The 26,393-nt window shown below is 65.4% G+C and carries 26 protein-coding genes; 14 read left to right on the top strand and 12 right to left on the bottom strand.

Annotation, left to right across the window (positions count from 1 at the left end):
- Positions 1 to 3 precede the first annotated feature (3 nt).
- Together QN397_RS09825 and QN397_RS09820 are read right to left on the bottom strand one after the other, a co-directional pair.
- Positions 4 to 1,545: an aldehyde dehydrogenase family protein gene (locus QN397_RS09825; RefSeq protein ID WP_323500799.1), complete on the bottom strand. Its 1,542-nt coding sequence runs from the start codon at positions 1,543 to 1,545 to the stop codon at positions 4 to 6.
- A gap of 72 nt (positions 1,546 to 1,617) precedes the next feature.
- Positions 1,618 to 2,436: an IclR family transcriptional regulator gene (locus tag QN397_RS09820; RefSeq protein ID WP_323500798.1), complete on the bottom strand. Its 819-nt coding sequence runs from the start codon at positions 2,434 to 2,436 to the stop codon at positions 1,618 to 1,620.
- A gap of 170 nt (positions 2,437 to 2,606) precedes the next feature.
- Here QN397_RS09820 and QN397_RS09815 point away from each other — a divergent pair, with 170 nt between their 5' ends.
- The 7 genes from QN397_RS09815 (at position 2,607) to QN397_RS09785 (ending at position 9,375) form a co-directional block, all read left to right on the top strand.
- Positions 2,607 to 3,689 (top strand): ABC transporter ATP-binding protein, encoded by a 1,083-nt coding sequence (locus QN397_RS09815; RefSeq protein ID WP_323500797.1) that lies wholly within the window; start codon positions 2,607 to 2,609, stop codon positions 3,687 to 3,689.
- Positions 3,690 to 3,697: 8 nt separating this feature from the next.
- Positions 3,698 to 4,567, top strand: a complete 870-nt coding sequence (locus QN397_RS09810; RefSeq protein ID WP_323500842.1) for an ABC transporter permease — start codon at positions 3,698 to 3,700, stop codon at positions 4,565 to 4,567.
- A gap of 18 nt (positions 4,568 to 4,585) precedes the next feature.
- Positions 4,586 to 5,380 carry an ABC transporter permease gene (locus tag QN397_RS09805; protein WP_323500796.1) on the top strand — a complete coding sequence of 265 codons (795 nt, stop codon included), beginning with the start codon at positions 4,586 to 4,588 and terminating at the stop codon, positions 5,378 to 5,380.
- 2 nt (positions 5,381 to 5,382) lie between these two features.
- Positions 5,383 to 5,700 carry a (2Fe-2S)-binding protein gene (locus tag QN397_RS09800; RefSeq protein WP_323500795.1) on the top strand — a complete coding sequence of 106 codons (318 nt, stop codon included), beginning with the start codon at positions 5,383 to 5,385 and terminating at the stop codon, positions 5,698 to 5,700.
- Positions 5,697 to 7,094, top strand: a complete 1,398-nt coding sequence (locus tag QN397_RS09795) for an FAD/NAD(P)-binding oxidoreductase (RefSeq protein WP_323500794.1) — start codon at positions 5,697 to 5,699, stop codon at positions 7,092 to 7,094. The genes QN397_RS09800 and QN397_RS09795 overlap by 4 nt, the downstream gene beginning before the upstream one ends.
- A complete protein-coding gene (locus QN397_RS09790; RefSeq protein ID WP_323500793.1) occupies positions 7,091 to 8,248 on the top strand; it encodes an FAD-dependent oxidoreductase in 1,158 nt (385 codons plus the stop codon). Before QN397_RS09795 ends, QN397_RS09790 begins: the two co-directional genes overlap by 4 nt.
- Before the next feature lie 140 nt (positions 8,249 to 8,388).
- Positions 8,389 to 9,375, top strand: coding sequence for an ABC transporter substrate-binding protein (locus tag QN397_RS09785; protein WP_323500841.1), 987 nt, complete (start codon positions 8,389 to 8,391; stop codon positions 9,373 to 9,375).
- A gap of 36 nt (positions 9,376 to 9,411) precedes the next feature.
- Here the strand turns inward: QN397_RS09785 and QN397_RS09780 are convergent, their stop codons facing one another.
- On the bottom strand, positions 9,412 to 9,573 hold the full coding sequence (locus QN397_RS09780; protein ID WP_323497942.1) for a hypothetical protein: 162 nt from the start codon (positions 9,571 to 9,573) through the stop codon (positions 9,412 to 9,414).
- 9 nt (positions 9,574 to 9,582) lie between these two features.
- Positions 9,583 to 9,777 carry a hypothetical protein gene (locus tag QN397_RS09775; RefSeq protein ID WP_187052933.1) on the bottom strand — a complete coding sequence of 65 codons (195 nt, stop codon included), beginning with the start codon at positions 9,775 to 9,777 and terminating at the stop codon, positions 9,583 to 9,585.
- A 261-nt stretch (positions 9,778 to 10,038) separates the two neighbouring features.
- Between QN397_RS09775 and QN397_RS09770 the strand changes: the two genes are divergently transcribed.
- From QN397_RS09770 to QN397_RS09755, 4 genes are all read left to right on the top strand, one after another.
- The gene (locus QN397_RS09770; RefSeq protein WP_323500792.1) at positions 10,039 to 10,482 is read left to right on the top strand and encodes a hypothetical protein; all 444 of its coding nucleotides are present in this window, start codon (positions 10,039 to 10,041) and stop codon (positions 10,480 to 10,482) included.
- 96 nt (positions 10,483 to 10,578) lie between these two features.
- A complete protein-coding gene (locus QN397_RS09765) occupies positions 10,579 to 12,051 on the top strand; it encodes an NAD(P)/FAD-dependent oxidoreductase (protein WP_323500791.1) in 1,473 nt (490 codons plus the stop codon).
- A 15-nt stretch (positions 12,052 to 12,066) separates the two neighbouring features.
- Positions 12,067 to 12,627 carry a DUF4124 domain-containing protein gene (locus QN397_RS09760; RefSeq protein WP_323500790.1) on the top strand — a complete coding sequence of 187 codons (561 nt, stop codon included), beginning with the start codon at positions 12,067 to 12,069 and terminating at the stop codon, positions 12,625 to 12,627.
- A gap of 762 nt (positions 12,628 to 13,389) precedes the next feature.
- A complete protein-coding gene (locus QN397_RS09755) occupies positions 13,390 to 13,569 on the top strand; it encodes a hypothetical protein (RefSeq protein WP_323497938.1) in 180 nt (59 codons plus the stop codon).
- A 7-nt stretch (positions 13,570 to 13,576) separates the two neighbouring features.
- Here QN397_RS09755 and QN397_RS09750 read toward each other — a convergent pair whose 3' ends face one another.
- The 8 genes from QN397_RS09750 to QN397_RS09715 form a co-directional block, all read right to left on the bottom strand.
- Positions 13,577 to 15,049 carry a D-aminoacylase gene (locus QN397_RS09750; protein ID WP_323500789.1) on the bottom strand — a complete coding sequence of 491 codons (1,473 nt, stop codon included), beginning with the start codon at positions 15,047 to 15,049 and terminating at the stop codon, positions 13,577 to 13,579.
- A 70-nt stretch (positions 15,050 to 15,119) separates the two neighbouring features.
- Positions 15,120 to 16,136, bottom strand: coding sequence for an oligopeptide/dipeptide ABC transporter ATP-binding protein (locus tag QN397_RS09745; RefSeq protein WP_323500788.1), 1,017 nt, complete (start codon positions 16,134 to 16,136; stop codon positions 15,120 to 15,122).
- Positions 16,133 to 17,182 carry an ABC transporter ATP-binding protein gene (locus QN397_RS09740; RefSeq protein ID WP_323500787.1) on the bottom strand — a complete coding sequence of 350 codons (1,050 nt, stop codon included), beginning with the start codon at positions 17,180 to 17,182 and terminating at the stop codon, positions 16,133 to 16,135. Before QN397_RS09740 ends, QN397_RS09745 begins: the two co-directional genes overlap by 4 nt.
- A 28-nt stretch (positions 17,183 to 17,210) precedes the next feature.
- Positions 17,211 to 18,104, bottom strand: a complete 894-nt coding sequence (locus QN397_RS09735; RefSeq protein WP_323497934.1) for an ABC transporter permease — start codon at positions 18,102 to 18,104, stop codon at positions 17,211 to 17,213.
- 13 nt (positions 18,105 to 18,117) lie between these two features.
- Positions 18,118 to 19,053, bottom strand: a complete 936-nt coding sequence (locus QN397_RS09730) for an ABC transporter permease (RefSeq protein WP_323500786.1) — start codon at positions 19,051 to 19,053, stop codon at positions 18,118 to 18,120.
- Positions 19,054 to 19,084: 31 nt separating this feature from the next.
- Positions 19,085 to 20,671 (bottom strand): ABC transporter substrate-binding protein, encoded by a 1,587-nt coding sequence (locus QN397_RS09725; protein WP_323497932.1) that lies wholly within the window; start codon positions 20,669 to 20,671, stop codon positions 19,085 to 19,087.
- A gap of 45 nt (positions 20,672 to 20,716) precedes the next feature.
- Positions 20,717 to 22,177 carry a M81 family metallopeptidase gene (locus QN397_RS09720; protein WP_323497931.1) on the bottom strand — a complete coding sequence of 487 codons (1,461 nt, stop codon included), beginning with the start codon at positions 22,175 to 22,177 and terminating at the stop codon, positions 20,717 to 20,719.
- A gap of 10 nt (positions 22,178 to 22,187) precedes the next feature.
- Complete coding sequence (locus QN397_RS09715) at positions 22,188 to 23,366, bottom strand: FAD-binding oxidoreductase (RefSeq protein ID WP_323497930.1); 1,179 nt, start codon at positions 23,364 to 23,366, stop codon at positions 22,188 to 22,190.
- A gap of 193 nt (positions 23,367 to 23,559) precedes the next feature.
- Between QN397_RS09715 and QN397_RS09710 the strand changes: the two genes are divergently transcribed.
- Genes QN397_RS09710 through QN397_RS09700 form a run of 3 tightly spaced genes read left to right on the top strand, consistent with a single transcriptional unit; the run spans position 23,560 to position 26,389 of the window.
- Complete coding sequence (locus tag QN397_RS09710; RefSeq protein WP_323497928.1) at positions 23,560 to 24,204, top strand: XRE family transcriptional regulator; 645 nt, start codon at positions 23,560 to 23,562, stop codon at positions 24,202 to 24,204.
- Positions 24,205 to 24,226: 22 nt separating this feature from the next.
- Positions 24,227 to 24,853 carry a DUF2141 domain-containing protein gene (locus QN397_RS09705; RefSeq protein WP_323497927.1) on the top strand — a complete coding sequence of 209 codons (627 nt, stop codon included), beginning with the start codon at positions 24,227 to 24,229 and terminating at the stop codon, positions 24,851 to 24,853.
- Between the two features lie 15 nt (positions 24,854 to 24,868).
- Complete coding sequence (locus QN397_RS09700; RefSeq protein WP_323497926.1) at positions 24,869 to 26,389, top strand: carotenoid oxygenase family protein; 1,521 nt, start codon at positions 24,869 to 24,871, stop codon at positions 26,387 to 26,389.
- The last annotated feature ends 4 nt before the right edge of the window (positions 26,390 to 26,393 follow it).

Genomic DNA, 26,393 nt, shown 5'->3' with positions numbered 1-26,393 from the left:
GGCTCAGCCGATGTCGAAGGTCACGCCCTGCGCGAGCGGCAATTCGGTCGAATAGTTGATCGTGTTGGTGGCACGCCGCATGTACGCCTTCCAGCTGTCGCCGCCGGCCTCGCGGCCGCCACCGGTTTCCTTTTCACCGCCGAAAGCGCCGCCGATTTCGGCACCGCTCGGTCCGATGTTGACGTTGGCGATACCGCAGTCGGAACCGGCGCTCGACATGAAGCGCTCGGCCTCGCGCATGTCGAGCGTGAAGATGGAAGACGACAGGCCGGCGCCGACCGCGTTGTGCCAGGCAATGGCCTCGTCCATGTTTTCGTAGCGCACCACGTAGAGGATGGGCGCGAACGTTTCGCGCAGCACCGCGCCTTCGTGTGCTTTCAACTCGACCAACGCAGGCCGCGCATAAAAAGCGTCCGCGCCGCCGATGCCCGTCACGCGCTCGCCGCCATGTACGGTGGCGCCGGCAGCGCGGCTCTCGTGCAGCGCGTTCTGCATGCCGGCAAAGGCCGCAGCGTCGATCAGCGGACCGACCAGCGTGCCGGGCTCGCGCGGGTCGTCGACCTGCACGCTGGCATACACCTTGGCCAGGCGCGGCACGAAGGCGTCGTAGATGCTGTCGTGCACGAACAGGCGACGCAGCGAAGTGCAGCGCTGGCCGGCCGTGCCCATGGCCGAAAAAGCGACGCCGCGCAGCGTGAGGTCGAGGTCGGCGGAAGGCGCGACGATGGCGGCGTTGTTGCCGCCGAGTTCGAGGATGGCGCGAGCGAATCGGGCGGCCACGCGTGGACCGACCTGGCGCCCCATGGCGGTCGAGCCGGTGGCGGAAAGCACCGCCACGCGCGCATCGTCGACCAGTGTCTCGCCGATGTCGCGCTGCCCGATCAGCAACTCGAGCAGGCCGGCCGGTGCATCACCGAAGCGTGCGAGCGCGCGCTGCGCGATGGCATGCACGGCCAGCGCGGTCAGCGGCGTTTTCTCCGAAGGCTTCCACACCACCGAATCACCGCATACCAGCGCCAGCGCTGCGTTCCACGACCACACGGCCACAGGAAAGTTGAAGGCGGAAATGACGCCGCAGACACCCAGCGGATGCCACGTTTCCATCATGCGGTGCTGCGCTCGCTCCGTGGCGATCGTCAGGCCGTAGAGCTGGCGCGACAGGCCGACCGCGAAGTCGCAGATGTCGATCATTTCCTGCACTTCGCCCGCGCCTTCGGACGGCACCTTGCCGACCTCGATGGTCACGAGCCGGCCGAGATCGGCCTTGGCCACGCGCAGTTCTTCGCCCAGCAGGCGGACCAGTTCACCGCGGCGCGGTGCCGGCACCTTGCGCCACTCGAGGAACGCCGCGTGGGCGCGCCCGATGGCGGCAGTCGCCTCGGCGGGCGAGCTTTGCGTGACCGCGGCGATGGTCTCGCCGGTAACGGGCGAACGTGCCGGCAGATCGCCGCCGACGGTTGCGGCGCGCGGCACGCCGAGACGCTCCAGCAGGGCTGCGACTTCTTCGGAAAGAGCGGATGCAGGGGAGCTTTGGGCTTGGGTCATGGCGTCAAAAAGTGGAGGCATAGGTGGAGGACGAAGACACGTGAGAAAGGCGCATCGGCTGCATTCGCGACATCAAGCAGACGCATTGGCCAGGATCTGCGAGGGCCGGCGCAGGGTGGGATCGAACGGATTGATCTTCGGCCCGATCGCGACCGCCTCGCGCTTGAGCAGTTCGATCACGGTCGGCAGGCGGTCGGCATTCAGTCGGTCGGCGATCGTGCCGACGGCCAGCGCGGCGACGGCGCGGCCTTCGCGATCGAGGATCGGCACCGCGACACCGGCCATGCCGTCGAGCAGCCCTGCGTTGCGAGCGGCAAAACCGGCTTGCCGCACCCGGTCGATTTCGGTGCGCAGGTAGACCTCGTCGTGGATGCCGTACTCGCGCAGCCGCGACAGGTTGAAGCGGATGACTTCTTCACGCTCTGCCTCGGGCAAGAACGCCAGGATGGCCATCGCGCCCTGGCCGACGCCGAGTGCCACGCGCCCACCGATGTCGCCGGAAAAAGAGCGAATGGGAAACGGCCCTTCGCTTCGGTCCAGGCAGATCGCGTCGAAGTTGCTGCGTGCCAGCAGAAAGATGCTGTCGCCGAGGCTTGCGCACAGGCGCAACAGGGCAGGTCGGCACAGCGTGCGAAGGTCGCCCGGATTGCCGGCGTGCGCCGCCATCGCAAAGAACTCGATGCCGAGCCGATACAGCTTGCTGCGCGCGTCTTGCTCGACGATGCCCTCTGCGACCAGCGACTGCAGCAAACGGTGCGCCGTGGCCTGGGTCAGCCCGACGCTGCGCGCGATCTGGGTCACGCGGCCCCCATCCGGGTGCACTTCGGTGAGCGCGCGGATCACCGAAAACAGCCTAGGCACTGCAGCCGTCGAGGCTATGGGTTCTGTCATGTCGTTGCGCGGAATAGTCTTATCTTTTAGTGCTTTAAGTATTCCATTTAATGGAATAAATAAAAGAAAGATTCTATTCTATGGAATACCCGAGCGCTCAGGGCGCATTCCTTGCAATAGATTGCCTGACTTCCGCCACGACGGTGGAAGTAGATGAAAAAGAGGTCGGCATGTCTTTCCTGCAACTCACGGGCGTCACCAAGTTCTACGGCGATACCTGCGCCGTGTCTTCGATGAACCTGTCGGTCGAGAAGGGCGAGTTCGTCTCGCTGCTCGGGCCGTCCGGTTGCGGCAAGACCACCACGCTCCAGATGGTCGCCGGCTTCGAGGCGGTGACACAAGGCCGCATCGAACTCGACGGCCGCGACATCACCCATGCCAAGGCCAACACGCGCGGCCTCGGCATCGTGTTCCAGACTTACGCGCTCTTTCCGCACATGACGGTGCGCGACAACGTCAGCTTCGGGCTGGAGATGCGCAAATTGCCGAAGGCCGAAAGGCGCGAGCGGGTTCGCGATGCGCTGGCCCTGGTCCATCTCGAAGCGCATGCCGACAAGTACCCGCGCGAGTTGTCCGGCGGACAACGGCAGCGCGTGGCGCTGGCGCGTGCCCTGGTGATCGAGCCGCCTGTCCTGCTGCTCGACGAGCCGCTGTCTAACCTCGACGCCAAGTTGCGCGAAGAAATGCAGTTCGAACTGCGCCAGATCCAGCGCAAGGTCGGCACCACCACCGTCATGGTCACGCACGACCAGAGCGAAGCGATGTCGATCAGCGATCGCGTCGTCGTCATGGAAGGCGGCCGCGCCACGCAGATCGACCATCCGCACAACGTCTACGAGCATCCGCGCACGCGCTTCATCTCGACTTTCGTCGGCAAGGCCAACCTGCTCGAAGGGCGCATCGCCGGTGACAGTCCCAATCAGTCGGTGCGGATCGGCACATTGAGCGTCGATGTGGCCGACGCCGGGTTCCGCGCCGGTGCGTCCGTTCTGCTCAGCGTGCGTCCGGAAAAGCTGCAACTGGTGGCGTCGGGCAGCGGCCGTCTCGATGGCGAAGTCGGCGAGCGCTTCTTTCTCGGCAGCCAATGGCTCTATCGCGTCGCCACGCCCATCGGCGAGCTGATGGTGCTGTGCCCGAACGATGGCCGCGACGCATTGGAAGAGGGCGCGCGCGCCGCTGTCGACTGGCCGGACCATTGCACGCGGTTGCTGCCGGCCGATGACGAAACGGTGGTCGCCGAGGTCGCAGCGTGAGCCAGACGATGAGCCTGCCGAACAACGGGCGCAGCAAAGCCACGCCGTGGTGGCTGTCGGGCCCGGCGCTGCTGCTGTTCGCCGCGCTGCTCATGGTGCCGCTAGTGCTCACCGCGGTGCTGTCGTTCAACGTCTACGACCCGGTCACTGGACCGAAGGCCGGCGAGTTCACGCTGGAGCACTACGCACTGATTTTTACCGACAGCTATTACTACGGCATCTTCTGGCGCACCTTCTGGATTTCCGGGCTGGTGGCGCTGATCTGCGTGGCGATCGGCACGCCGGAAGCCTACGTGCTCAGCCGCATGCGCAACCCGTGGCGCTCGATCCTGCTGCTGGTGGTGCTGGCGCCGCTGCTTGTGTCGGTCGTGGTGCGCGCGTTCGGCTGGAGCATGCTGCTCGGCCCCGAAGGCCTGGTGAACGGGTTGCTCGGCCTTGTCGGCATCGGGCCTATCAAGATGCTCTACACGGAGACGGCGGTCGTCATCGCGCTGGTGCACGTGATGCTGCCCTTCATGGTCATCCCGGTGTGGACCTCGCTGCAGAAGCTGGATCCGGGCGTCGAAAACGCTGCGCTGTCGCTCAAGGCGTCGCCCTTCACCACGCTGCGCCGCATCGTGCTGCCACAGGTGATGCCGGGCATTCTGTCGGGGAGCCTGATCGTGTTCGGGTTGTCTGCCAGTTCCTTCGCGATCCCTGGTCTGCTCGGCGGGCGCCGGCTGAAGATGGTCGCGACGGTCGTCTACGACGAGTACCTGCACGAACTCAACTGGCCGCTCGGCGCCGCCGTCGCGTTGGTGCTGCTGGTCGCCAACCTGGTGGTCATGCTGAGCTACAACCGGCTGGTCGAAGGCCGGTACAAGAAGTCCTTGGGCTGATATGAACTCCACGCGCTCATGACCAAGAACGGACCCTTCGCCCTCGCGTTCAACGCGCTGGTCATCGCCTTCATGCTGGCGCCGCTGGTGGTGGTGTGCGTCGTCGCCTTCACGCCCGAAAACACGCTCACGCTGCCAACGACCGAGTTCTCGCTGCGGTGGTTTCGCGCGGTGTTCGCGCACCCGGACTTCATGCAGTCGTTCTGGAACAGCCTGTGGCTGGCGCTGGCGTCGGCCACCATCGCGACGTTGCTGGCGGTGCCCGCGGGCATGGCGATCACGCGCTATGAATTTCCGGGGCGCGACTTCCTCAACGCGCTGTTCTTGTCGCCGCTGATCATTCCGCATCTGGTGCTCGGCGTGGCATTGCTGCGCCTCTTCGCGCTGGTCGGCGGCACCGGCAGCTTCGGCTTCCTGGTGATGGCGCACGCGTTGATCGTCACGCCTTACACGCTGCGGCTGGTCGTCGCGGCGCTGGTCGGCTTCGACCGCAGCGCCGAACAGGCGGCACTGTCGCTCGGCGCCACGCAAGCCACAGTCTTCACGCGCATCACGCTGCCGATGATCCTGCCGGGCGTGACGGGCGGCTGGATGCTGGCGTTTATCAACAGCTTCGACGAAGTGACGATGTCGATCTTCGTCACCTCGCCCAGCACCGTGACCTTGCCGGTGCGCATGTACATGTACGCGACCGAATCGATCGATCCGCTGATGGCAGCGGTGTCGGCACTGATGGTGGCGGTGACTGCTGTCGCGATGATCCTGCTCGACCGCGTGTATGGGCTCGACCGCGTGCTGGTGGGGCGCCGCTAGCCATGTCTTCATTCCAACCCCTGCTGCGCCGCGTCGCTGAACAAGATCGCGAAGCCGTGGCCTTCAGCATCGACGGTGTGGCTGCGAGCGCGCTGGTCGGCGACACGGTGCTGACGGCCATGCTCACGCAGGTCGGCAGGCTGCGGCGCAACGAGTTCAGCGGTGAGGCGCGGGCCGGCTTCTGCATGATGGGTGCGTGCCAGGACTGCTGGGTCGAGACGGCCGATGGCGCGCGGCTGCGTGCCTGCTCGACGTTCATTGAGCCGGGAATGGCGCTCACTACAGGCAGATCAGGCGCTACGGACGGAGCGCTTGCATGAAGACGACCCTCGCGTTGCAGCCGGTGATCGTCGGCGCCGGACCGGCCGGCATCCGTGCCGCGCAGACGCTGGCCGGCTACGGCATCAGGCCCGTGCTCATTGATGAAGCATCTCGCGCCGGCGGCCAGATCTATCGCCGCCCGCCGGTGCACTTCAAGCGTGCGCCTGAATCGCTCTACGGCATGGAAGCGTCCCGCGCGACAGCGCTGCATGGCGCGATCGATGCCGTGGTCGATGCAATCGACTACCAACCCGACAGCCTGGTCTGGAACGTGCAGGACGGGCGGCTCGACGTGATGCACGGACCGACGCAAACCACGCACACCGTGCCCTATCGCCAGCTCATCGTCGCGACGGGGGCGACCGACCGTGTGCTGCCCGTGCCGGGATGGACCTTGCCCGGCGTGTACACGCTCGGTGGTGCGCAGGTGGCGCTCAAATTTCAGGGTTGCACGATAGGCTCCCGCGTGGTGTTCATGGGCACCGGGCCGTTGCTGTATCTGGTCGCGTACCAGTATGCGAAGGCCGGCGTCGACGTGGCGGCGGTGCTCGACACCGCGCGCTTCGCCGACCAACTGGCCGCGGTCCCGGCCCTGCTGACGCAGCCTGCTGTCTTCATGAAGGGCGTGTACTACGTCGGCTGGTTGCGTGCGCATGGCGTGGCGTTGCACAGCGGCGTGCGGCCCGTGCGCGTGCTTGGCGACCAGCGCACGAGCGCTGTCGTGTGGGAGCAAGACGGCCGCGAGCACACGCTCGATTGCGACGCCATCGGCTTCGGCTACGCGCTGCGCTCCGAGACGCAATTGGCAGACCTGCTCGGCTGCCGCTTCGCCTTCGCACCGATGCAGCGGGCGCACCTGCCCGAGCGCGATGCGGTGGGCCGCTCCAGCGTGGCCGGTGTGTACCTTGCGGGCGATGGCGCCGGCATCATGGGCGCCGATGCCGCAGAGTGGGCCGGTGAACTGGCAGCGCTGTCACTGCTCGCCGACGAAGGCGTGCACATCGACGCCGACCGTGCGCGAAAACTCGAGCGCAAGCTTGCAAAGCTGTCGCGTTTTCGCGAGGGCCTCGAACGCGCCTTTCCGTTTCCGCAAGATTGGGCAGCGCACGCACCCGACGAGCTCGTGGTGTGCCGCTGCGAGAACGTGACGGCAGGCGAGCTGCGCCAGACCATCCATGACAGCGGTGCCGATGAACTCAATCGGCTCAAGGCCTTGAGCCGAGTCGGCATGGGTCGTTGCCAGGGCCGCATGTGCGGCGTGGCGGCGGCGGAAATTCTTGCGCACGCCGTCGGCAAGCCGGTGCAACTGGTCGGTCGCCTGCGTGGTCAGGCACCCATCAAGCCGATCCCGATTCACCTGATGCACGTAGCGAGCGAAGGAGCCGGCGGATGACGCGCCGCATCGCCACCGATGTGGCCATCGTCGGCGGCGGCATCGTCGGCAGTTCGGCCGCGCTCGCTTTGCGCCGCATGGGGCTTGGCGTGTTGCTGCTGGAGCGCGACCTGTGCGGCTCGCGGTCGAGCGGCATCAACTACGGTGGCGTGCGCCGCCAGGGTCGGCCGCTCAGCCAGTTGCCGTTGGCACAGCGCGCGCACGAAATGTGGGGGCGCTTGCCCGAACTCATCGGCACCGATGGCGAATACCTGCGCTCCGGCCACTTCAAGATCGCACGCAGCGAGGCCGACCTGGCAGCGCTCGAAAGCTATCGCGACAGGGCGCGCGATTTCGATCTCGGCATTGAAATCTTGTCGGGCGCCACGCTTCGTGCGCAGTGTCCGTGGCTCGGCGGCAAGGCGGTCGGCGGATCGCTCTGCGCCGAAGACGGCCAGGCCAATCCGCGGCTGGTGTCGCCGGCCTTCGCGATGGCCGCGCGGCGTGCCGGTGCGGTAGTCCATGAGGGCACGCGCGTCGATGAGATCGCGCACGACGGCCAGCGCTTTCATCTGCGGGCTTTGAATCTGGAATCAGGCAACGCGATCCACGTCGAGGCGCCGGTCCTGCTCAACTGCGCTGGCGCGTGGGCCATCACCATCGCTGAACAGTTCGGCGATGTGGTGCCGATGGTTTCGCGCAGCCCCGCCATGGCCGTCACCGAGCCGTTGCCGTTTTTCATGCAGTGGAGCCTTGGCGTGGAAGGTGGCGGCGTGTATTGCCGCCAGGTCGCGCGGGGCAATCTGGTGCTGGGCGGCGGTCCGGGTCGCCTGCTCGATGCCGACCGCTCGCGCTCCGATCGCGACACCATCGCCCTGCTTTCGAAGCAGGCAATCGAGCTGCTGCCGATGTTGCGCAATGCTCACTTCATTCGCACGTGGGGCGGCACCGAAGGCTATCTGCCCGACCGTCAGCCGGTGATCGGCCCGAGTCGCACGACGCCGGGTCTGTTCCATGGTTTCGGCTTTTCCGGCGGTGGCTTCCAGATCGGACCGGCCGTCGGCGAGGTGCTCGCCGATCTGGCGCGCGACGGCCGCACCCGCACACCCATCGGTGCCTTCGCGGTCGACCGTTTTTCATCCGTGCCGGAAGCAACGCCGGCGCTTGCCTCGTAAGTCATTTCGTTTCCCGTTCCTCGTCCCCACCCTCGAAAGGAAAGCCCATGTTCCGCTCCATCCGCTCCACCCAACAGCCCATCGCGTCGCGCCGCGCCCTCTTCACCGTGACCGCGGTTGCCGCCCTTGCCGCGTGCGGCATGGCAAACGCCCAGACCAAGACGATCTACATCGGCATGAACGGCGGCACGATGGAGAAGGCGTATTCGCAGTACGTGTTCCCTGCCTTCGAAAAGCTCTACGGCGCGAAGGTCGTCGTGGTGCCGGGCACCTCGTCGGACATCCTGGCCAAGGCGCAGGCCAACAAGGACAAGCCGCAGATGCACGTGATGTTCCTGGACGACGGCATCATGGTGCGCGCCATCGGCATGGGTCTCTGCGAAAAGCAGCGCCCGAGTGCTGCGCTCAACGACATCTATCCGGCCGCGCGCTTCAAGGACGACATGGCCAGCGGGGTGAGCCTGGGCGTGACGGGCCTCGCCTACAACGCGAAGATGTTCAAGGAAAAGGGCTGGGCCGCGCCGACCTCGTGGATGGACCTGGCCGACCCCAAGTTCAAGGGCAAGGTCGTGTTCCAGTCGGTGTCGGCATCGTCGTTCGGACTGCACGGCTTCCTGATGTTCAACCGCATCCAGGGTGGCAACGACAAGAACGTCGAGCCTGGCTTCAAGGCCTGGCCCACGACCATCGGGCCGAACGTGCTGGAGTACATCCCGAGCTCGGCCAAGATTTCCGAGATGGTGCAGACGAATGAAGCGGCTATCTTTCCGCTGACGCCAACCGCCGTGGCCGCGCTCAAGGTAAAGGGAATTCCGGTCGAGTACGCGAACCCGAAAGAAGGCTCTGTCGTGTTGATGGTCGGCCAGTGCGTGATCGCCAACAACAGCGAGCCCGAACTCGCACAAAAGCTCGCCGAGTTCCTGTTGTCGCCGCTGGCTCAAGCGAATGTGCTGCAGTACGGCAGCCAGATCCCGACCAATCCGAAGGCGCCGGCCGTCGGCGAAGGGGTGGGGCAGGTCGCTGCAATCAACGGCTACATGAAGACCGCGATCACAGTTGACTGGGAAAGCATCAACGCGAACCGTCCCGCCTGGAACGCGCGCTGGAACAAGACGATCGAGCGTTGAGCGGTTGGGCAGTTCAGCGCCCGAGCGAAGGGCGGTTCAGCGAAGGACGACCACGGCCAGAATGACGAGGACTGCGACGACCGCCGCCGCGATCCACAGCCACGATACGCGGCGCGCGGGATCTCCGGTTCCATCGGCCTTGCTCAAATCGGCAAAGCCTGTGTCGTTGCCGGAGCGAGTGTTTTTTTGGTTGGCCATGAGGTTCGATCAGCGGGTTGCGAGAGAAACGATCGACACGCCAAAGGCGACCATCAATGCGATCACCAGCCCCGCGTGCAGCCACACGCGCGAGCCGCCGCTGTTGCGGTATTCGCGCCGGCTTCGCTCGAGCGCTGCGGTGCGGGTGGCGCGTTCCGGCTTGTCGGTCCACCAGCCGAAATTGGTATCTGTATCGTCGTTCATGTAATCCATTTTAGTTACATTCGGACGCAAGTGCGGCTCACAAAATGTTGGGTGGAAACATTTGTTTTCGATCGTGATTTAGTGCGCTTTCTGACGCGACCGACTTGAAAACGTCCTCCAAAAAGGGGCTGTGTCGGTGCGACGCCACCCTGACGGCGCTGAAGAAGTGCGCCTACAGGGTCACGGCCTGCGCTTCCGTGGCGACTGCACGAGACGGCGTCTAACCTCCGTGTTTCTTACTTTCACACCGTTGCGCACCCCATGAAAACCACTCCCTTCGCTTCAGCCATCGCGCTCACGTTCGCATTGGCCCTCGGTGCTTGCAGCACCGCGCCGTCGACCACGACAACCGCGGTAAACAGCCCGGATCCGACGATCCTGCTGGTGCCGGTGCAGATCACCGATCCGGCATTACAGTCCGGCTGCTGGGCGCAGTTCTACTCGCAGCGCAACTTCGAAGGCGACATGGTGACCCTCGTCGGACCGGCGGAAGCCGAGAGCATGGACAAAGGCACCGCACGCGCGCTCAAGCGCGAAATCGACAGTGTGTCGGTCGGCCCCAAAGCGACGCTGCAGGTCTACGAGCACGCGATGTTCAAGGACCGCGTGGTGGACTTTCCAGCCAACAGCCGTGAAGGCGGCTTGGTGCGCAAGCTGGGTTTCGGCGGTCGTATCGAGGCGCTGAAGTTGAGCTGCGCTTCCTGAGGCGGTGCTCCGCCACGAGGGCGGTGATCGACCTGATTGCGCCCTTCGCCAGCTTCGCGTGAAACTCGGCCGCGGACGACCTGAAAAGGACACTCGATGGCGGATGAATTCGTTGACGTATTGATCGTGGGTGCCGGCATTTCCGGCATCAGCGCGGCGTACCACCTGCAGAAGCACTGCCCCGACCGGAGCTTTGCAATCTTGGAGGCGCGGCCCTCGAGCGGCGGCACATGGGATCTGTTTCGCTATCCCGGCGTGCGCTCCGATTCCGACATGCACACGCTCGGCTTCTCGTTCCGTCCGTGGACCGATGCCAAAGCCATCGCGCAAGGGCCCGCCATCCTCGACTATCTGCGCGACACCATGCAAGAGCATGGCATCGACAGCAAGGTTCGCTTCGGCCACAAGGTGCTGCGCGCGGAATGGTCCTCGTCCAAGTCGGAGTGGTGTGTGGAAGTTGGCCGCGCTGCAGGGGACAACGCGTTGTCCATTCGCTGCGGCTTCCTCTTCATGTGCAGTGGCTACTACGATTACGCCCAAGGTTACCGGCCCGAGTTCCCCGGTGAGGCCCGCTTCAAAGGGCGGATCGTGCATCCGCAGCACTGGCCTGCCGATCTGGACTGTGCGGGCAAGCGCGTGGTGGTGATCGGCAGTGGCGCCACCGCCGTGACGCTGGTGCCGGCCATGGCTGACAAGGCAGCGCACGTGACGATGCTGCAGCGCTCTCCGACCTGGATGGCGGCGCGTCCGTCGGTCGACGCACTGGACGTCCGGCTGCGGCGCTACTTGCCTCAGCGTGTGGCGCTCGGCATTGCGCGCTGGAAGAACGTGCTTTTGAGCCAGTTCGTGGTCGCCCTCTGCAAGCACCGTCCGCAGCGCATGCGCAAGCTGTTGCTCGGTGGGGTGCACCGGGCGCTCGGGCCGGGCGTCGACATCGCCACCCACTTCACGCCGCGCTACAACCCTTGGGAGCAGCGCCTGTGCCTCGTGCCCGATGGTGATTTTTTCGAAGCGATCAAGTCCGGGCGAGCCTCCGTGATGACAGACCGCATCGCGTCCTTCACCGAGACCGGTTTGCGCCTCGCGTCGGGCGCCTTGCTCGATGCCGACATCATCGTGACGGCCACCGGACTGAAGCTGGCGGTGCTGGGCAACACCGCCTTGTATGTGGACGGCCAGCGTGTGGAGCCTTCGCGCAGCGTCAACTACAAGGGTCTTATGTTGACCGGCGTCCCCAACATGGCCAACACTTTCGGCTACACCAACGCGTCGTGGACGCTCAAGGCGGACCTCACCGCGCGCTACGTTTGCAGGTTGCTCAATCACATGCGAAAGACCGGCGCACGACAGTGCTTGGTTCCCGCGCTGGCTCCCGACGCGCCCCTGCGTCCATGGACCGATTTTTCATCGGGCTACTTTGAGCGTGCCGCTGGCCAGTTGCCTCGGCAGGGGGTGACCCGGCCATTCAAGCTGAACCAGAACTACCTGAGCGACAGGGTGGCGATGCGCTTCGGTGCCGTCGACGATGGTGTGATGCGATTCACGCAATTCACTCCGCACTCGAACTGAGGACAATGGAAACCCATGCGACACCTCTTCGTCTTCGCGCTCTGTCTGAACGCCGGCGCCCTGGCATGCGGAGCGGCGCACGCCCAGGTCATTCGTTGCGTCGATAGTGCCGGCAACGTGAGCTACACCGATCAGAAGTGTCCGGCCGATACGCGCAGCGCAGAACAGGTGATGGGCCCCGAGGCCACCGACCCGCGGCTGGCTCCGCCGGAGCGGCCACCGTCATCGTCCGTGCCGCCATCGGCAACGCGAACGCCGCAATCGCCACCGGCCGATCGCTTCGCCGAAGAACGTGCCGAAGCACAGCGACGCGCGCTGGAACGCCAACGTCGTGCCGCTGAATACGCGGACGACAGCGCGGGCACGCCATATCCATACCCTTACGCGTATCCCGACAGCAGGTACCGCCAACCCGGCCCGCCGCAAGACATGCGACCGCAACTCCGCTCGTGCGATGCCGGCGGCTGCAACGACACGCTCGGCAATCGCTACAACCCGAACGGCAAATTGCAGAGCTATCAAGGTCTCAACGGCCAGAGGTGCCAGCCTGTGGGCACGACGGTCGTCTGCCGATGAACGGTGGCCGATGACCATTTAGCCAAATTGACCAGGGGATAGATCGAGTAGCGGGCCCATGGTCGCCCTTCGAGATATTTCGCTAAGGCTGCGAGAACGCGAGACTTTTCTTGACCGTGACGTCTGTCATGGATACGAGGACGACCATGCGTTTCACGACTGCTGTTTTTGCGCTGCTTCTGTGGCTGGCCGGAGATGCCTCGCAAGCGGACACGCTGTTTCCCGGCAAGATTCCATTGGGGGGTATCTGCTTGGCGGCAGGTGCCGACCCTGGGCCCATGAGCGAATGGGGCGCACGCGACGCCCGGTGCGCATCGAATTCATGCGATCCGGGACCCGCCTCCGAGGCGGTTCGAAAAGGTGGAGAAAAGGTTGCGTGGTACTGCGCGGCGCGGGTCGCGCATTGCGCTTTTCCGAGAGGATCGGGCGTCATGAAAGGCGCGCGCGTGGGTTCCGGCGAATGCACCTGCGACCCTGCCGATATTGCGGACGGGAGATGCCAGGGTGTGCAGCATCACGCTGTCGCGGTGCTCCCAACGAGCAGACCGGTGGGAACCGTCGCCTGCGATCCGGCCAGCCCGTTCGAGGGCTGCCATTGAAGTGCAGCCGACGTTGGCAAAAAGCATCGCCGACACGCGTTTTGTTACCTACTTTGCGAAAGCGTGAAATCCGCACATCGCAGCCATGCACAGCCCAAGTCCAATCGAGTCCTCATCAATGGAACTCAGAGGTATCGACGTGCGAAGAGGATTGGAATTGGTTGTGGACGAACCCATCAGCGGACGTTTCTTGTGGGCGGTGCTGGGGCGTGAAGTCTTCGGCTTGCCTCGCGCTACGCTCGAAAAAGCGGCCACGCCGCAACCTACGCGTAGCCAGGCCGTTCAGGCCGGAATCGCTGCGATGCAACGCCATATCGAGCCCGCGCCCGCGCGCCGCGCCTGAAGAGGGCTTACGACGCTTCCGCCGTCACCTTGTCCCGGCGCGTAATCACCTGGCCGCTGCGCGCACCACTGTGCACGCCGTGATGCCAGGTGATGGTCCCATTGACGATCACGGTATCGATGCCTTCCGCCGGCTTTGTCGGCGTCTCGTAATTTGCAGCATCACGAACGGTGGCCGCATCGAAGATCACGATGTCGGCGTGCTGTCCGACCTTCAACGTGCCGCGGCCGTGCAGGCCGAAGTTGCGCGCAGTGAGCCCGGTCATCTTCCACACCGCGGTCTCCAGTGGGAACAAACCGATGTCGCGGCTGTAGTGGCCTAGCACTCGCGGGAAAGTGCCCCACAAGCGCGGATGCGGCTTGTCGCCGAGCGGGATGCCGTCAGAGCCGATCATCGTCTCGTCGAACGCCAGCACGCGCTGCACATCGTCTTCGTCCATCATGAAATAGATCGCGCTGCCCGGCTGCAGCTTGCGAGCGGCCGCGTCGTTGGGGATGCCCCATTCTGTGGCGATGTCCGCCAGGTCGCGGCCGGCGCACTCGGGGTGCGGCTCGCTGCTGGCGATGAGCACACGGCCTTCGAGCATGCCGCGGTCGGTGCGGATCATGGTCGAGCCGGCCGTGTACGGGTAGCAGTCGAGCGACACGCACTGGTGCTTCATCGTTTCTCTGATGAAGGGCAGCGTGACCTTGGTACGGCCGAAGTTGTGCGTGTTCTGCACCTTGTGATGCGACACGACCACCGCGATGTCGAGCGCACGGCCGATCGCAAAGGTCTCTTCGAGTGCCTCCATCACGTGATCGCCCTCGTCGCGCATGTGGGTCGCGTAGACCGCGCTGCGCTTGCTCAGCGGGCGGCTCACCTCGATGATTTCCTCGGTCGTGGCCTTGACCGCCGGCGGATAGAAGGTGCCGGTCGACAGGCCGATCGCACCCGCTTGCATCGCCTCTTCGACATGCGCCCGCATGGCCGCGATTTCCGCAGCGTTGGCTGGCCGATCCAGGTCGCCCATGGTCAACGCGCGCAAGGTCGAGTGGCCGATCATCGCCGCCACGTTCACTGACGACGGCGTCGCGCGCAGCGCATCCAGGTACGCCTTGAACGTCGTGAAGCGACCTTCGGCGGGCGAGTCGATGAGGCTCAGCGGCATCGGCAGTTCCATGTCGGCGCGCAGCGGTGCGGCGCTGATGCCGCAGTTGCCGGCCACCACCGTGGTCACGCCTTGCGACACCTTGAAGGGCATCGCCGCTTGCGACAGCACTGCCTGGTCGTCGTGCGTGTGCGAGTCGATGAAGCCCGGCGCCACGATACGGCCGGTCGCGTCGAGCGTGCGGTCTGCCGTGCAGCCGTCGAGCTTGCCGATGGCTGCGATGTGACCGTCGATCACGCCGATATCGGCGATGAAACGAGGCGCCTTGGTGCCGTCGATGACGGTGCCGCCGTGGATGAGCAGGTCGTAATGGCTTGGCGCTGGCGTCATGGGAAATCCTTTGTTGGGTTACGGCGTGGGTGCGAAGTTGACGGTCGGCTGTAGCGTCTGTCTTATGCGGCTAGCGGAAATGGCAAGCCACCCAGTGCCCGCCGGTCGAAGCGGAATCGCGCTCGCTCAACGTCGGGTCTTGTTGCTTGCAGATGTCCTTGGCGATCGGGCAGCGCGTATGAAACCGGCAGCCCGACGGCGGGTTCGCCGGGCTCGGCGGATCGCCCTGCAGCAGCATCCGCTTGGCCGGCGTGCGCGGGTTCGGCACCGGCACCGCCGACAACAATATCTCCGTGTACGGATGCCGCGGTACCGAGAACAGCGTGTCGCGATCGGCCACCTCCACGATGCGTCCGAGGTACATCACCGCCACCCGATGGCTGATGTGGCGCACGACAGCCAGGTCGTGCGCCACGAAGAGGTAGGCGATGCCGAACTCCGCCTGCAGGTCCATCAGCAGGTTGACCACCTGCGCCTGCACCGACACGTCCAACGCCGACACCGGCTCGTCGCAGACGATCAGCTTGGGGTTGAGCGCCAGTGCCCGCGCGATGCCCAGGCGCTGTCGCTGGCCGCCAGAAAACTCGTGTGGGAACCTGCTGACGGATTCGGGTCGCAGGCCCACCTTGCCGAACAACCAGGTCACGCGCTCGTGCCGCTCCGCACGTGACATGCCGAAGTTGCGCAGTGGCTCGCCCACGATTTCGCCCGCTGCCAGCCGCGGACTCAGCGACGCATAAGGGTCCTGAAAAATGATCTGCACATCTCGCCGGCGCAGCCGCATGTGCTTGGGGCTCAGCGTGGTCAGCTCTTCGCCATCGAGCTGCACGGAGCCCGAGGTCGGCTCGATCAGCCGCATCACCGACTTGGCGGTCGTAGTCTTGCCGCAGCCCGACTCTCCCACCAGCGACAACGTCTCGCCGCGCGCGACGGTGAAGGAGACGCCATCGACCGCTTGCACCGGCGGCTTCTGCTTGGCGAGCCAGCGTTTGGGTGCGGCGTAGTGCTTCTTCAGGTTCGTGACTTCGAGCAACGTCGTTGAAGCCGCTGCGAGAGGCGTCACTGGATCGAGGACAGCCGCGTTCATGCGATGGCACCTTCTTCATGGTCGATGCGACCTTCTTCGACCGCGAAGCAGGCAGCGGTGTGACGTTCGCCGGGTTGTCGGGGATCGCCATGATTCGTCAGGCCAGGCACTTCTGCCACGCAGCGCGCATTGGCATACATACAGCGCGGCGCAAAGGCACAGCCATGACGCGGCGATTGCGGTGAAGGCACCAGCCCCGGGATCTCGGTCAGCCGCGCGCTGTGCGTGTTCATCGAAGGCATCGACGCCATCAGCGCGCGCGTGTACGGATGCAGTGGCCGCTCGAACAGGTCGATCACGTCGGCCTCCTCGACCGTGCGGCCGGCGTACATGACGACCACGCGGTCGCAGCTCTCGGCCACCACGCCCAGGTCATGCGTGATCATCACGACGCCCATGCCGAGTTCCTTCTGCAGCCGGCGAATCAGGTCGAGGATCTGCGCCTGGATCGTCACGTCGAGCGCGGTGGTCGGCTCATCGGCGATCAGCACCTCGGGGTTGCAGGCAAGGGCGAGCGCGATCATCACGCGCTGTCGCATGCCGCCGGAGAGTTGATGCGGGTACTCATGAACCCGCCGCTCCGGCTCCGGAATCTGCACGACGCGCAGCATCTCGACCGCGCGCGCCAAGGCTTCGGCGCGGTTGGCCTTCTGATGCACCTGCACCGTCTCGGCGATCTGCCGACCGATGGTCAGCACCGGGTTGAGCGAGGTCATCGGCTCCTGGAAGATCATCGAGATGCGGTTGCCGCGGATCTGCCGCATCTCGCGTTCGCTCAGCTTCAGCAGGTCGATGCCACGCAACCGCACCGAACCGCTGGTGCGCGCGGGTGGTGTGGCCAGCAGCCGCATGATCGACAGCGCAGTCACGCTCTTGCCGCAGCCGGATTCGCCGACCACGCCCAACGTCTGGCCGGCGCGCACGGTGTAGGAGACGCCGTCGACCGAGCGGGCCGGGCCGGTGAGCGTGTCGAAGTGGGTGCGCAGGTTGTCGACCTCGAGCAATGGCTCGCCGGTGGGCAATGCGATGCGGGACAGGGCTTTCATCGGGTGGGTGTTCCTGTGCGCTGCGCGTTCATAGCTGACGTGCCAGACGCGGGTCCAGCGCATCGCGCAAGCCATCGCCCAGCAGGTTGATTGCCAGCACCGTGATGGCCAGCAGGATGCCGGGGTACAGGATGATGTGGAACGCCACCGCGACGAAGTTGCGACCCTCGGCCATCATGTTTCCCCAGCTCGGCGTCTGCGCCGGGATGCCGACACCGAGGAACGACAGCGCGGCCTCGGTCAGCACCGCGGCCGCTGCCACGAAGGTCGCCTGCACGATCAGCGGCGCAACCATGTTGGGCAGCACGTGGCGCGCCAGGATCACCGGTAGCCGGGTGCCGACGGCATGCGCCGCTTCGACATAGAGCTGTTCGCGCAACGTCAGCGACAGCGAGCGCACGAGGCGTACGACGCGCGGGATCTCGGGGATGGTGATCGCTACGATCACCGTCGTCAGGCTGGCGCGCGTCACCGCCATCAGCGCAATCGCCAGCAGGATGCCGGGGATCGCCATCAGCCCGTCCATGATGCGCATCACCAGCGTGTCGGCCCACCGCACGAAGCCCGCGAGCAGGCCGAGCAGCACGCCCAGCACGGTCGCCAGCACGCCGACCCACAGGCCGACGATCATCGACACGCGCCCGCCCCACACGGCGCGGCTGAAGACGTCGCGCCCGAGCGCGTCGGTGCCGAAGTAGTGCTCGGCCGAAGGCGGCTGCATGCGCGCCAGCGGGTCGATGTCCTGCGGGTCGAAATTAGCAATCCAGGGTGCCGCGATCGACAGCGCCGCGATCGCGATCAGCAGCAGCGCGCCGATGATCAGCGTCGGGTGCTTGCGCGCCCAGTGCCAACGTGGCAGCACGAAGGGGACGTCTGCTGCAGCGATTGAATCGGGCACGACAGGAGGCAGAGCGGTAGACATGAGGCGGTGGCGTTCAGTACTGGATGCGCGGGTCGAACAGGCGGTAGCTCAAATCGATCAGCAGATTGATCAGCACATACACGCCGGCCGAAATCAGCAGCACGCTCTGGATCACCGGATAGTCGTGGCGCTGCACCGAATCGATCACGAGCCGGCCGACGCCGGGAATGGCGAACACGGTCTCGGTGACGACCACGCCGCCGATCAGCAACGCGATGCCGACGCCGATGGTGGTGGCGATCGGGATCGCTGCATTGCGCAGCGCATGCCCCAGCACCGGCAGCACACCGAGACCTTTGGCGCGCGCGGTTCGGATGTAGTCTTCGTGCAGCACTTCGAGCACGGTCGCGCGCGTCATGCGAGTGACCAGTGCGATATAGACCAGCGCGAGGTTCACGCAAGGCAGCACCAGGCTGCGCAGCCACGGGCCGACGCCGTCCGCGATGCGCGAGTAGCCCTGAACCGGGAACCACGGCAACTGGATCGCGAAGACGTAGACCAGCAGATAGCCGATCATGAAGACCGGCACCGAGAAGGCCTGCACCGCGAAGAGCATGACCAGCCGATCGATCCAGCTGCCGGCGCGGTAGGCCGCCAGCGTGCCGAGCGGCACGGCGATGAGCAAGGTGAGCAGCATGGTGAGTGCCGCGATGGATGCCGTCGGCTCCAGTCGCTGCGCCAGCAGTCGCGTCACCGGCACCTGCGTGAAGATCGAGATGCCGAGGTCGCCGGTCGCGAGGCGCCCTAGCCACAGCGCGAACTGCTGCCACAACGGTTGATCGAGGCCCAGCGCGGTGCGCAGTTTCTCGATGTCTTCACCGGTCGCCAGGTCGCCGGCGATGAGCGCCGCCGGGTCGCCGGGCGACAGGTGAATCAGCAGGAACACCACGACGGCGACCACCGCCATCACGGGCAGGGTGGCGAGCAGGCGGCGAAGGATGTAGCCCATGGCGAAAGTCTCGGGTCTCTGGTTCGACTGCTTACTTGTCGAGCACCCACACCGCCGGCATGCCAGACCACAGCTTGTCGATGCCCTTGATGTTGGAACGTGCCGCGAAGGCTGCTGAATACTGGCCTGCGTTCACATACGGGATCGCTTCGTAGGCGCGCTTCTGGAAGGCGTCGAGCAGCTCCTTGCGCTTGGCCGGCACGGTTTCCTTGATCCAGGCGGTGCGCAGTTCGTCCAGTTCCTTGTCGCAAGGCCAGCCGGGTAGCGAGTTGCCGCAGGCCGCGCTGAGATAGGCGTTGGTAATGGGCGAGTTGACGTCGAACTCGCCGGCCACCGTCACGTACATGTTCCAGCCGCCAGCGTCGGGCGCATCCTTCTTGGCACGGCGCGCGCCGATCGAGGCCCAGTCCATGTTCTGCATGTCGACGTTCATGCCCATGTTGCGCATCGTCTGCGCAGCCATCAGCGCTTCGGCGTTCAGGTAGGTGACGTCGGTCGGCACCAGCAGCACGACCTTCTCGCCTTTGTAGCCCGACTCGGCGAGCAACTGCTTGGCCTTTGCCAGATCGGTCTTGCGATAGGGCTCTGCGCCGGCGCTGGTTTCATTGGGGCCACCGCAAATGAAATACGTCGCGCAGTAGGTCACGCGCATATCGAGCGGATAACCCATCGCCGCGGTGAACTTCTCCTGATTGACCGCCATCGCGAGCGCTTGTCGCGCCTTCGGGTTGTTGAACGGCGGGTACATGTGGTTGAGCACCAGAAAGCCCTGGTACGAGCCGCCGGCGCCGATCTTCACGTTCTTGTCGGTGCGCAGCGGCGTGATGTAGTCCGGCGGCACTTGCTCGACCAGATCGACCTCGCCGTTCTTCAGCGCTGCGATGGCGCTGTTGGCGTCTGGCAGATAGAGCCATTCGACGCGATCGAAGTTGCTCTTCTTGCTGCCGGCCAAACCGCTCGGTGGTTCGCTGCGCGCCACGTAGTTGGGGTTACGCACGAACACCGCCTTGTTGCCTGGGACCCATTCGTCACGCTTGAAGATGAAGGGGCCGGAGCCGAGCACTTCGGTCAGCGGCGAAGTCGCCGGCATCTTGGCAAGTCGCTCCGGCAGGATCACCGGCGGAAAGCCCGAGGGCTTGGCCAGCGCGTCGAGCACCATGCCGAAAGGCTCCTTCAGCGTCAGCGAAAAGTTGTTGGCATCGACGGCTTTCCACTCGGCACCGACCGCGCCCATGGCACGGCCCAGGCTGTCGCGTGCACCCCAGCGCTGCAGCGATGCGACCACGTCGGCCGAGGTCACCGGGTTGCCGTCGGAGAACTTCAATCCGGGCCGCAGCGAGAAGCTCCACTGCTTGCCGTCTTTCGACATGGCGTACTTGTCGACCATCTGCGGTTGCGGCTTGCCGGTAGCGTCTTGCGCGAAGAGCGTGTCGTAGACCATGTAGCCGAAGTTGCGCGAGATATAGGCGGTGGTGAAGGTCGGGTCGAGGATCTTCACGTCGGCATGCGCGACGACTTTCAATGTCTTGGTCTGCGCCTGCGCGGGCAGGCCGGCAAGCGCCAGAGAGAGGCCCAGGCTGCCCCATGCAGCGAGGGTGGCAAGCGTGCGTCGTTTCATCGTCGGTACTCCGGTGGTGAGTTGGGCTGAAAACAAAGAAGGGAATCAGGCAGCGGCGACGGTGGGCACCAGCGGCCACTTCGGCATGCGCGCCTTGCGGTACGGCAAGGTCGACAAATCGATGGTCACGGCGCCCGGCGCGCCCGCGTAGATGACGTGCTTCGCGACCTTGGAGAACGATGCGTAGAAGTGTTGCGAAGACTTCACCACGATGATCTTTTTAGAAGCCAAGTCACAGCCGAGCTGCGTGAACACATCCGTGCCCATCGCCTGATTGCGCAGCGTGATCAGCACGACCTCTATGCCGTTGGCCTCGACCAGCGCGCAGTCGCCAAGCGCCACCGGCGTATTCGCCAGGCCGGTCATCACCATGTCGTGGCGCAGTGCCTTGACCGTGCACATCAGGTCGAGCGGGTCGCCCGACATCGGGCCGATCTTGCCGCCGATGCGCAGCGCGAGCCGTGCGCCTTCTCCGGCCTCGAATGCGATGCGTGCAGCGATCGGGTCCCACATCGGACCGACCGCAGCGTTGTCGATGCCACGTTCGATCATGCGTCGGAGGATGAAGGTCGAGTCGCCCGCCGCGCCGCCGCCGGGGTTGTCGGCGCCGTCCGCCAACACGACCGGGCCGCCAGCGAAAGCCAGCGCTTCGTCGAGCGCGCTGTCGATGTCCGGATAGCGCACCGCCAGCGCCTCGCGCATGCCGATCAGTTCGTCGGCCAGCTGGCGTGACAGGACATCGGCCTTGGCCTGGTCGCCGTCGGCATAGACCAGCAGCTTGGTGCCCATCTCGGGCACGTCGCCCCACGAGAAACCGTGTGCAACCGAAATCGACAGCACGCCGTCTTTGCCTTCGAGCGACTGCAGGCGATCGACGAAAGCGCGCGCCGGATTGCGCGAGGTGTGGACGGTCACGATCATGTCGCAGTCGACCACCGAGGCCACCGGCTTGATCTTGCCTTCGACCATGGCTGCGCAGAGGTCGACCAGCTCGATGCCGCGCTCCAGCACGTCGGTGTGCGGGTACTCCTTGAAGGCGATCAGCAGGTCGGCCTGCGCGATCATTTCCGGTGTGAGGTGGCAGTGCGGATCGAGCTCGGCGCCGACGACGACCTTGGGCCCGACGAGTGCGCGCACGCGGGTGAGCAGGTCGCCCTCGCAATCGTCGTAGCCGTCGGCGACCATGGCCCCGTGCAGGCCGAGCACCACCATGTCGACCGGCAATGCGGCGGCGAGGTCGGCCAGCAACTCTTCACGCAGCGTTTCGTAAGCGTGCCGCGTCGTGGTGCCACTGGGCTGCGCGCCGGCAACCATGCCCTCGACCAGGTCCCAGCCGAGTTCCTTGCCGCGAAGGCGGGCCGCCCACAGCGGCCCCGAGAAGAACGTCATCGCATCGGGGTGCTTACCCGCGGCGTAGTAGCCGCGGTCCTTGAACGACGCGAGGCCGGTCGGCATCGGTCCGAAGGTGTTGGTTTCGGTGGCGAGAGATCCGCTGAAGACACGCATGGGGGGCTCCTTAAGAGGTGGGTGAAAGGGCTGCGGCCTTGCGCAACCGCTGTGGGCCGAGCATCTCCGCGGTGAGACCAAACGACGCGGCGTGCGCCGGCACCGGCAGCCCGCGCGCCAGTGCCGCGCAGGTTTCGCCCATCGTGGGCGAGGTCTGGATGCCGTAGCCGCCTTGCGCCGCGACCCAGAAGAAGCCGGGCACTGCGTCGTCGAAGCCGCCCACCAGATCGCCATCGGCGACGAAGGAGCGCAGCCCGGCCCAGGTGCGCGTCGGCCGGCGGATCGCGAGCGTGGTGTTCTCTTCGATGCGGTGAATCGCCAGCGCGATGTCGAACTCTTCTGGCTGGATGTCTTGCGGCTCGACCGGGTCGGCGTTGGCCGGCGAACCGAGCAGCATGCCGGCGTCGGGCTTGATGTACCAGTCTTCGGTCGCGCCGAAAGCCATCGGCCAACGCGATGCGTCGACGCCCTCCGGCGGCGCGAAGATAAAGGCCGAGCGCCGCCGTGGCTCGATGCCGATCGGCTGCACGCCGGCCAGTTTCGCGATGGTGTCGACCCAGGCACCGGCTGCGTTGAGCACGACAGGCGCTTCATACGTGACACCGCCAGCCCGCACGCGCCAGCCTTGCGCGGTGCGCTCCATCGCATCGACGGGCGCGTTGCAAACCAACTTGCCGCCGGCTTGTCGCATGCCGCGCAGATAACCCTGGTGAATGGCGTGTACGTCCATGTCGGCCGCGTCGGGTTCGTAGACGGCGCCGATGACCTGCTCCGCGCGCAGCACCGGCACCAGCGCGAGGGCGCCGGCGGTATCGAGTCGTTGCGCGCCCTTGCCCATGCCGCGCAACACCTCCCAGTGCTCATCGAGATGCGCCTCTTGGCCCGGCGCCGCGATCATCATGGCGCCGCGTGGCGTCAGCAGCGGATGGGCGGTGAAGCCGGGCGGCGGGTTCTCGAAGAAAGCGCGGCTCGCCATCGTGAGCGCGCGCACCTGTTGCGTGCCGTAGCTTTCCATGAAGAGCGCGGCAGAGCGGCCGGTCGAGTGATAGCCGGGCTGGTCTTCGCGCTCGAGCACGACGACCCGGCCGTGCGGTGCGAGCCAGTGCGCAACCGAGGCGCCGGCGATGCCGGCACCGATGACGAGAAAGTCCGCCTGGACTGCGGAAGGTGATGAAGCCGTGACGCTCATTGGAAGATGGTGCGGACCGCGCGCAAGTGGTGCATTGAGGGGAAGAAGCAGGGCAAAGGAGGACCGAAAGTTGGCGCAGCGTAAATCACAATTTGCGGATACGCAAATTTCAGGCCAGTTCGCGGTGCGGCGTACGTATGAACATTGTTCTGGCTGGCAGAATTCGGCAACGAAAACGACTGGACGGCAAGCCTTGAAAGCACATCCACGCAGCGCCCCCGCGGTCGAGCCCACCACGCTCGACCGCGAGACCTTCGGCAAGCGTTTGCGCACGGCTCGCAAAGCGTTTGGCTGGACCCTGTCGCAACTGTCGGCGCTGTCGGGCGTGTCGATCACGACCATCTCGCGTGCCGAGCGTGGGCAGCTCGCCCTCGGCTACGAAAACTTCGCGGCACTCGGGCGCGCACTGCGGATGGACATGAACGCCATGTTCGCCAGCGACGGTGTCGAGCCGGCCTTGCTCGACGGGCCGGTGGTCACGCGCGCTGGCAAGGGCGTGGTGTACCGCGGCCTGTCTTTCGCGTATGAGTTTCTCGGCACCACAGCGGCCGGCAAGCAGATGAGCCCGGTGGTCGGGACAGTCCATTCGCGCACCCTGAACGGCCCGGAAGATTTCGCACGGCATGCCGGCGAAGAGTTCGCCTATGTGCTTTCGGGTGCGATCGACGTGCACTTCGAGGATGGTGAGGTGGTGCACCTGGCCCGTGGCGATTCGCTGTATTTCGAAGGTCGCATCGGCCACGCGTATGTCACCGTCAGCCGGCAGCTTGCCAAGATCGTCGGCGTGACCACGACCGATACGGCGTTCATGCAATCGGCACGGGCACGGGTGTTGTAACGCGCGAGCTGATACTTTCGTGGTGCCGTCGTGGCCCACGCTGCGGCTCGAGGCCGAAGTGGAAGTCGTCTTGTTCAGCTTCCCGGATCGGCCGGTGCAAGACGCCGTCGGCATTCACCGCGAAGCCTCCGAACGCTTCGCGCCAGCCGGCAGCATCTTGTCGCATTCCGATGGCCGTCGAGAACACTTCGCGCGATGGTCGGAGTTCCACTTCCCAAGGGGCTTCGACATGAATTTTTTCCGACCGCTGAGTGCGACCGTCTTTGCATTGCTGCTCCCGTTCGCCGCCAGTGCAGCCGACCTCAAAGTCACGGTCACCGATGGACCGACGGTTCCGGCCACGCTCTTCGTGGCGCTGTTCGACTCGGCCGAAGCCTTTGCCGCCGACAAGCCGCTGGTATCGCAGAAGGTTCCAATGCGGGACGGCACAGCGCAGTTCGCTTTTGCCGGTCTGGCAGCGGGGCGCTATGTGGTCAAGTCTTTCGCCGACGAGAACGGCAATGAAAAGCTCGACACGAATCTGGTGGGATTCCCGACCGAGCGTTACGGGTATTCGAACGATGCCAAGGGGCGCATGGGTCCGCCGTCGTTCGACGCGGCTGCGGTCAAGGTGGATGCCGACAGCACCATCGCCTTCCGCCTGCACTGAGCGAGGAGCCAGGCCATGGACCGCCGTGAACTTCTGCGTCGCCTGCTTGCCGCAGGCAGTGTGTCGCCGCTTTTGCAGCTCATTCCGTCGATGTCGGCCCACGCCGACACGCTCGACGCGCCGGACGCCTGGCAGGCGCAGTTCGATGCCTCGACCATGCCCTGGAAGTCGGCCTTCGCTACGCCGAGGGGCGACCTGCCGCTGACTGCCGCCAGGGTGCGCGGGCGTTTCCCCGATGCCGTCGCCGGCACGCTCTATCGCATCGGCCCGGCCGGCCATGACCTGGGCGGTGAGCGCTACCACCACTGGTTCGACGGCGACGGCATGGCGCATCGTTTCGTGATCGCCGGCAGCGAGGTTCACCACCAGGGCCGCTATGTGGCGACCGCCAAGCGCGCGGCTGAAATGCGCGCCGGGCGGCGGCTGACGGAGGGCTTCGGCACCGTGTTCAAGGGCACCGACGAAGTGACCTCTCCCGACAGCATGAACGTCGCCAACATCAGCATGCTGCACGTGGGCGGCGAACTGCTGGCGCTTTGGGAAGGCGGCTCGGCCACGCGCCTCGATCCGCAAACATTGGAGACGCGCGGCATCAAGACCTGGCGCGCCGATCTTGCGGGCGTCCCGTTCTCCGCCCATCCGAGGGTCGAGCCCGACGGGACGGTCTGGAACTTCGGCGTGAGCTCGAACAGCGGCCTGTTGCTGCTTTACGAGATCGCGCCCGACGGCGTGCTGCGACGTGCCGATGCGCTGCCGCTCGCCGACCTGCCGATGATTCACGACTTCGCAGTGACCGCCAGGCACCTCGTCTTTTTGCTGCCGCCGCTGGTGTACGACGTCAGGCGAAGGATGGCCGGCGCCAGCGTTCTCGACTCGCATGTGTGGCGGCCCGAACTCGGCATGCGCGCGCTGGTCATCGACAAGAAAGACTGGAAGCGGCAGCAGACATTCATGCTGCCAGTCGGCTTTCTGTTTCACCTCGGAAATGCCTGGGAAGAAGAGACCGCAAGCGGCACCGTGGTCCATGTCGACTATGCGCGCTCCGCCGATGCGTCGACCCTCTTCGTAAGCACGCGCGACGTCATGCGCGGCCAGCTGGTACGCGCTGCGAGCCCGACGCTCGCAGTCGCCAGCCTCGACCTTGGAAGCGGCAAGGCGACGCAGGTCGACCTGGCAGCAGAAGCCGAGTTTCCGCGCATCGATCCACGCTCGGTCGGACTGCGACATGGCCACGTGATTCATGCGACGAATCCGCTTGTCGGCCTGCCGATGTTGAGTGCGATCGCCAACACCAACGTCGAGTCGGGATCGTCCCAGGTCTTCAGCTATGGAAAGGAATCGGTGGTCGAGGAACACCTGTTCGTGCCGGACGGTCGAGGCCCGGGTTGGGTGCTGGGCACCGTGTTCGACTATGCGCAGAAAAAGACGGTGCTCTCCTGTTTTGCCGCCGACGCCTTGACCGATGGACCGGTTGCGCAAGCCACCTTGCCGTACGCGCTGCCATTGGGCCTGCACGGGACCTTCGTGCCGACGTAGTGCC

It is taken from the genome of Variovorax sp. RTB1, assembly GCF_035018765.1.
GTDB lineage: Bacteria > Pseudomonadota > Gammaproteobacteria > Burkholderiales > Burkholderiaceae_C > Variovorax.
The sequence above is the reverse complement of the archived record's forward strand: the minus strand, read 5'-3'. Positions and strand labels throughout refer to the sequence as shown.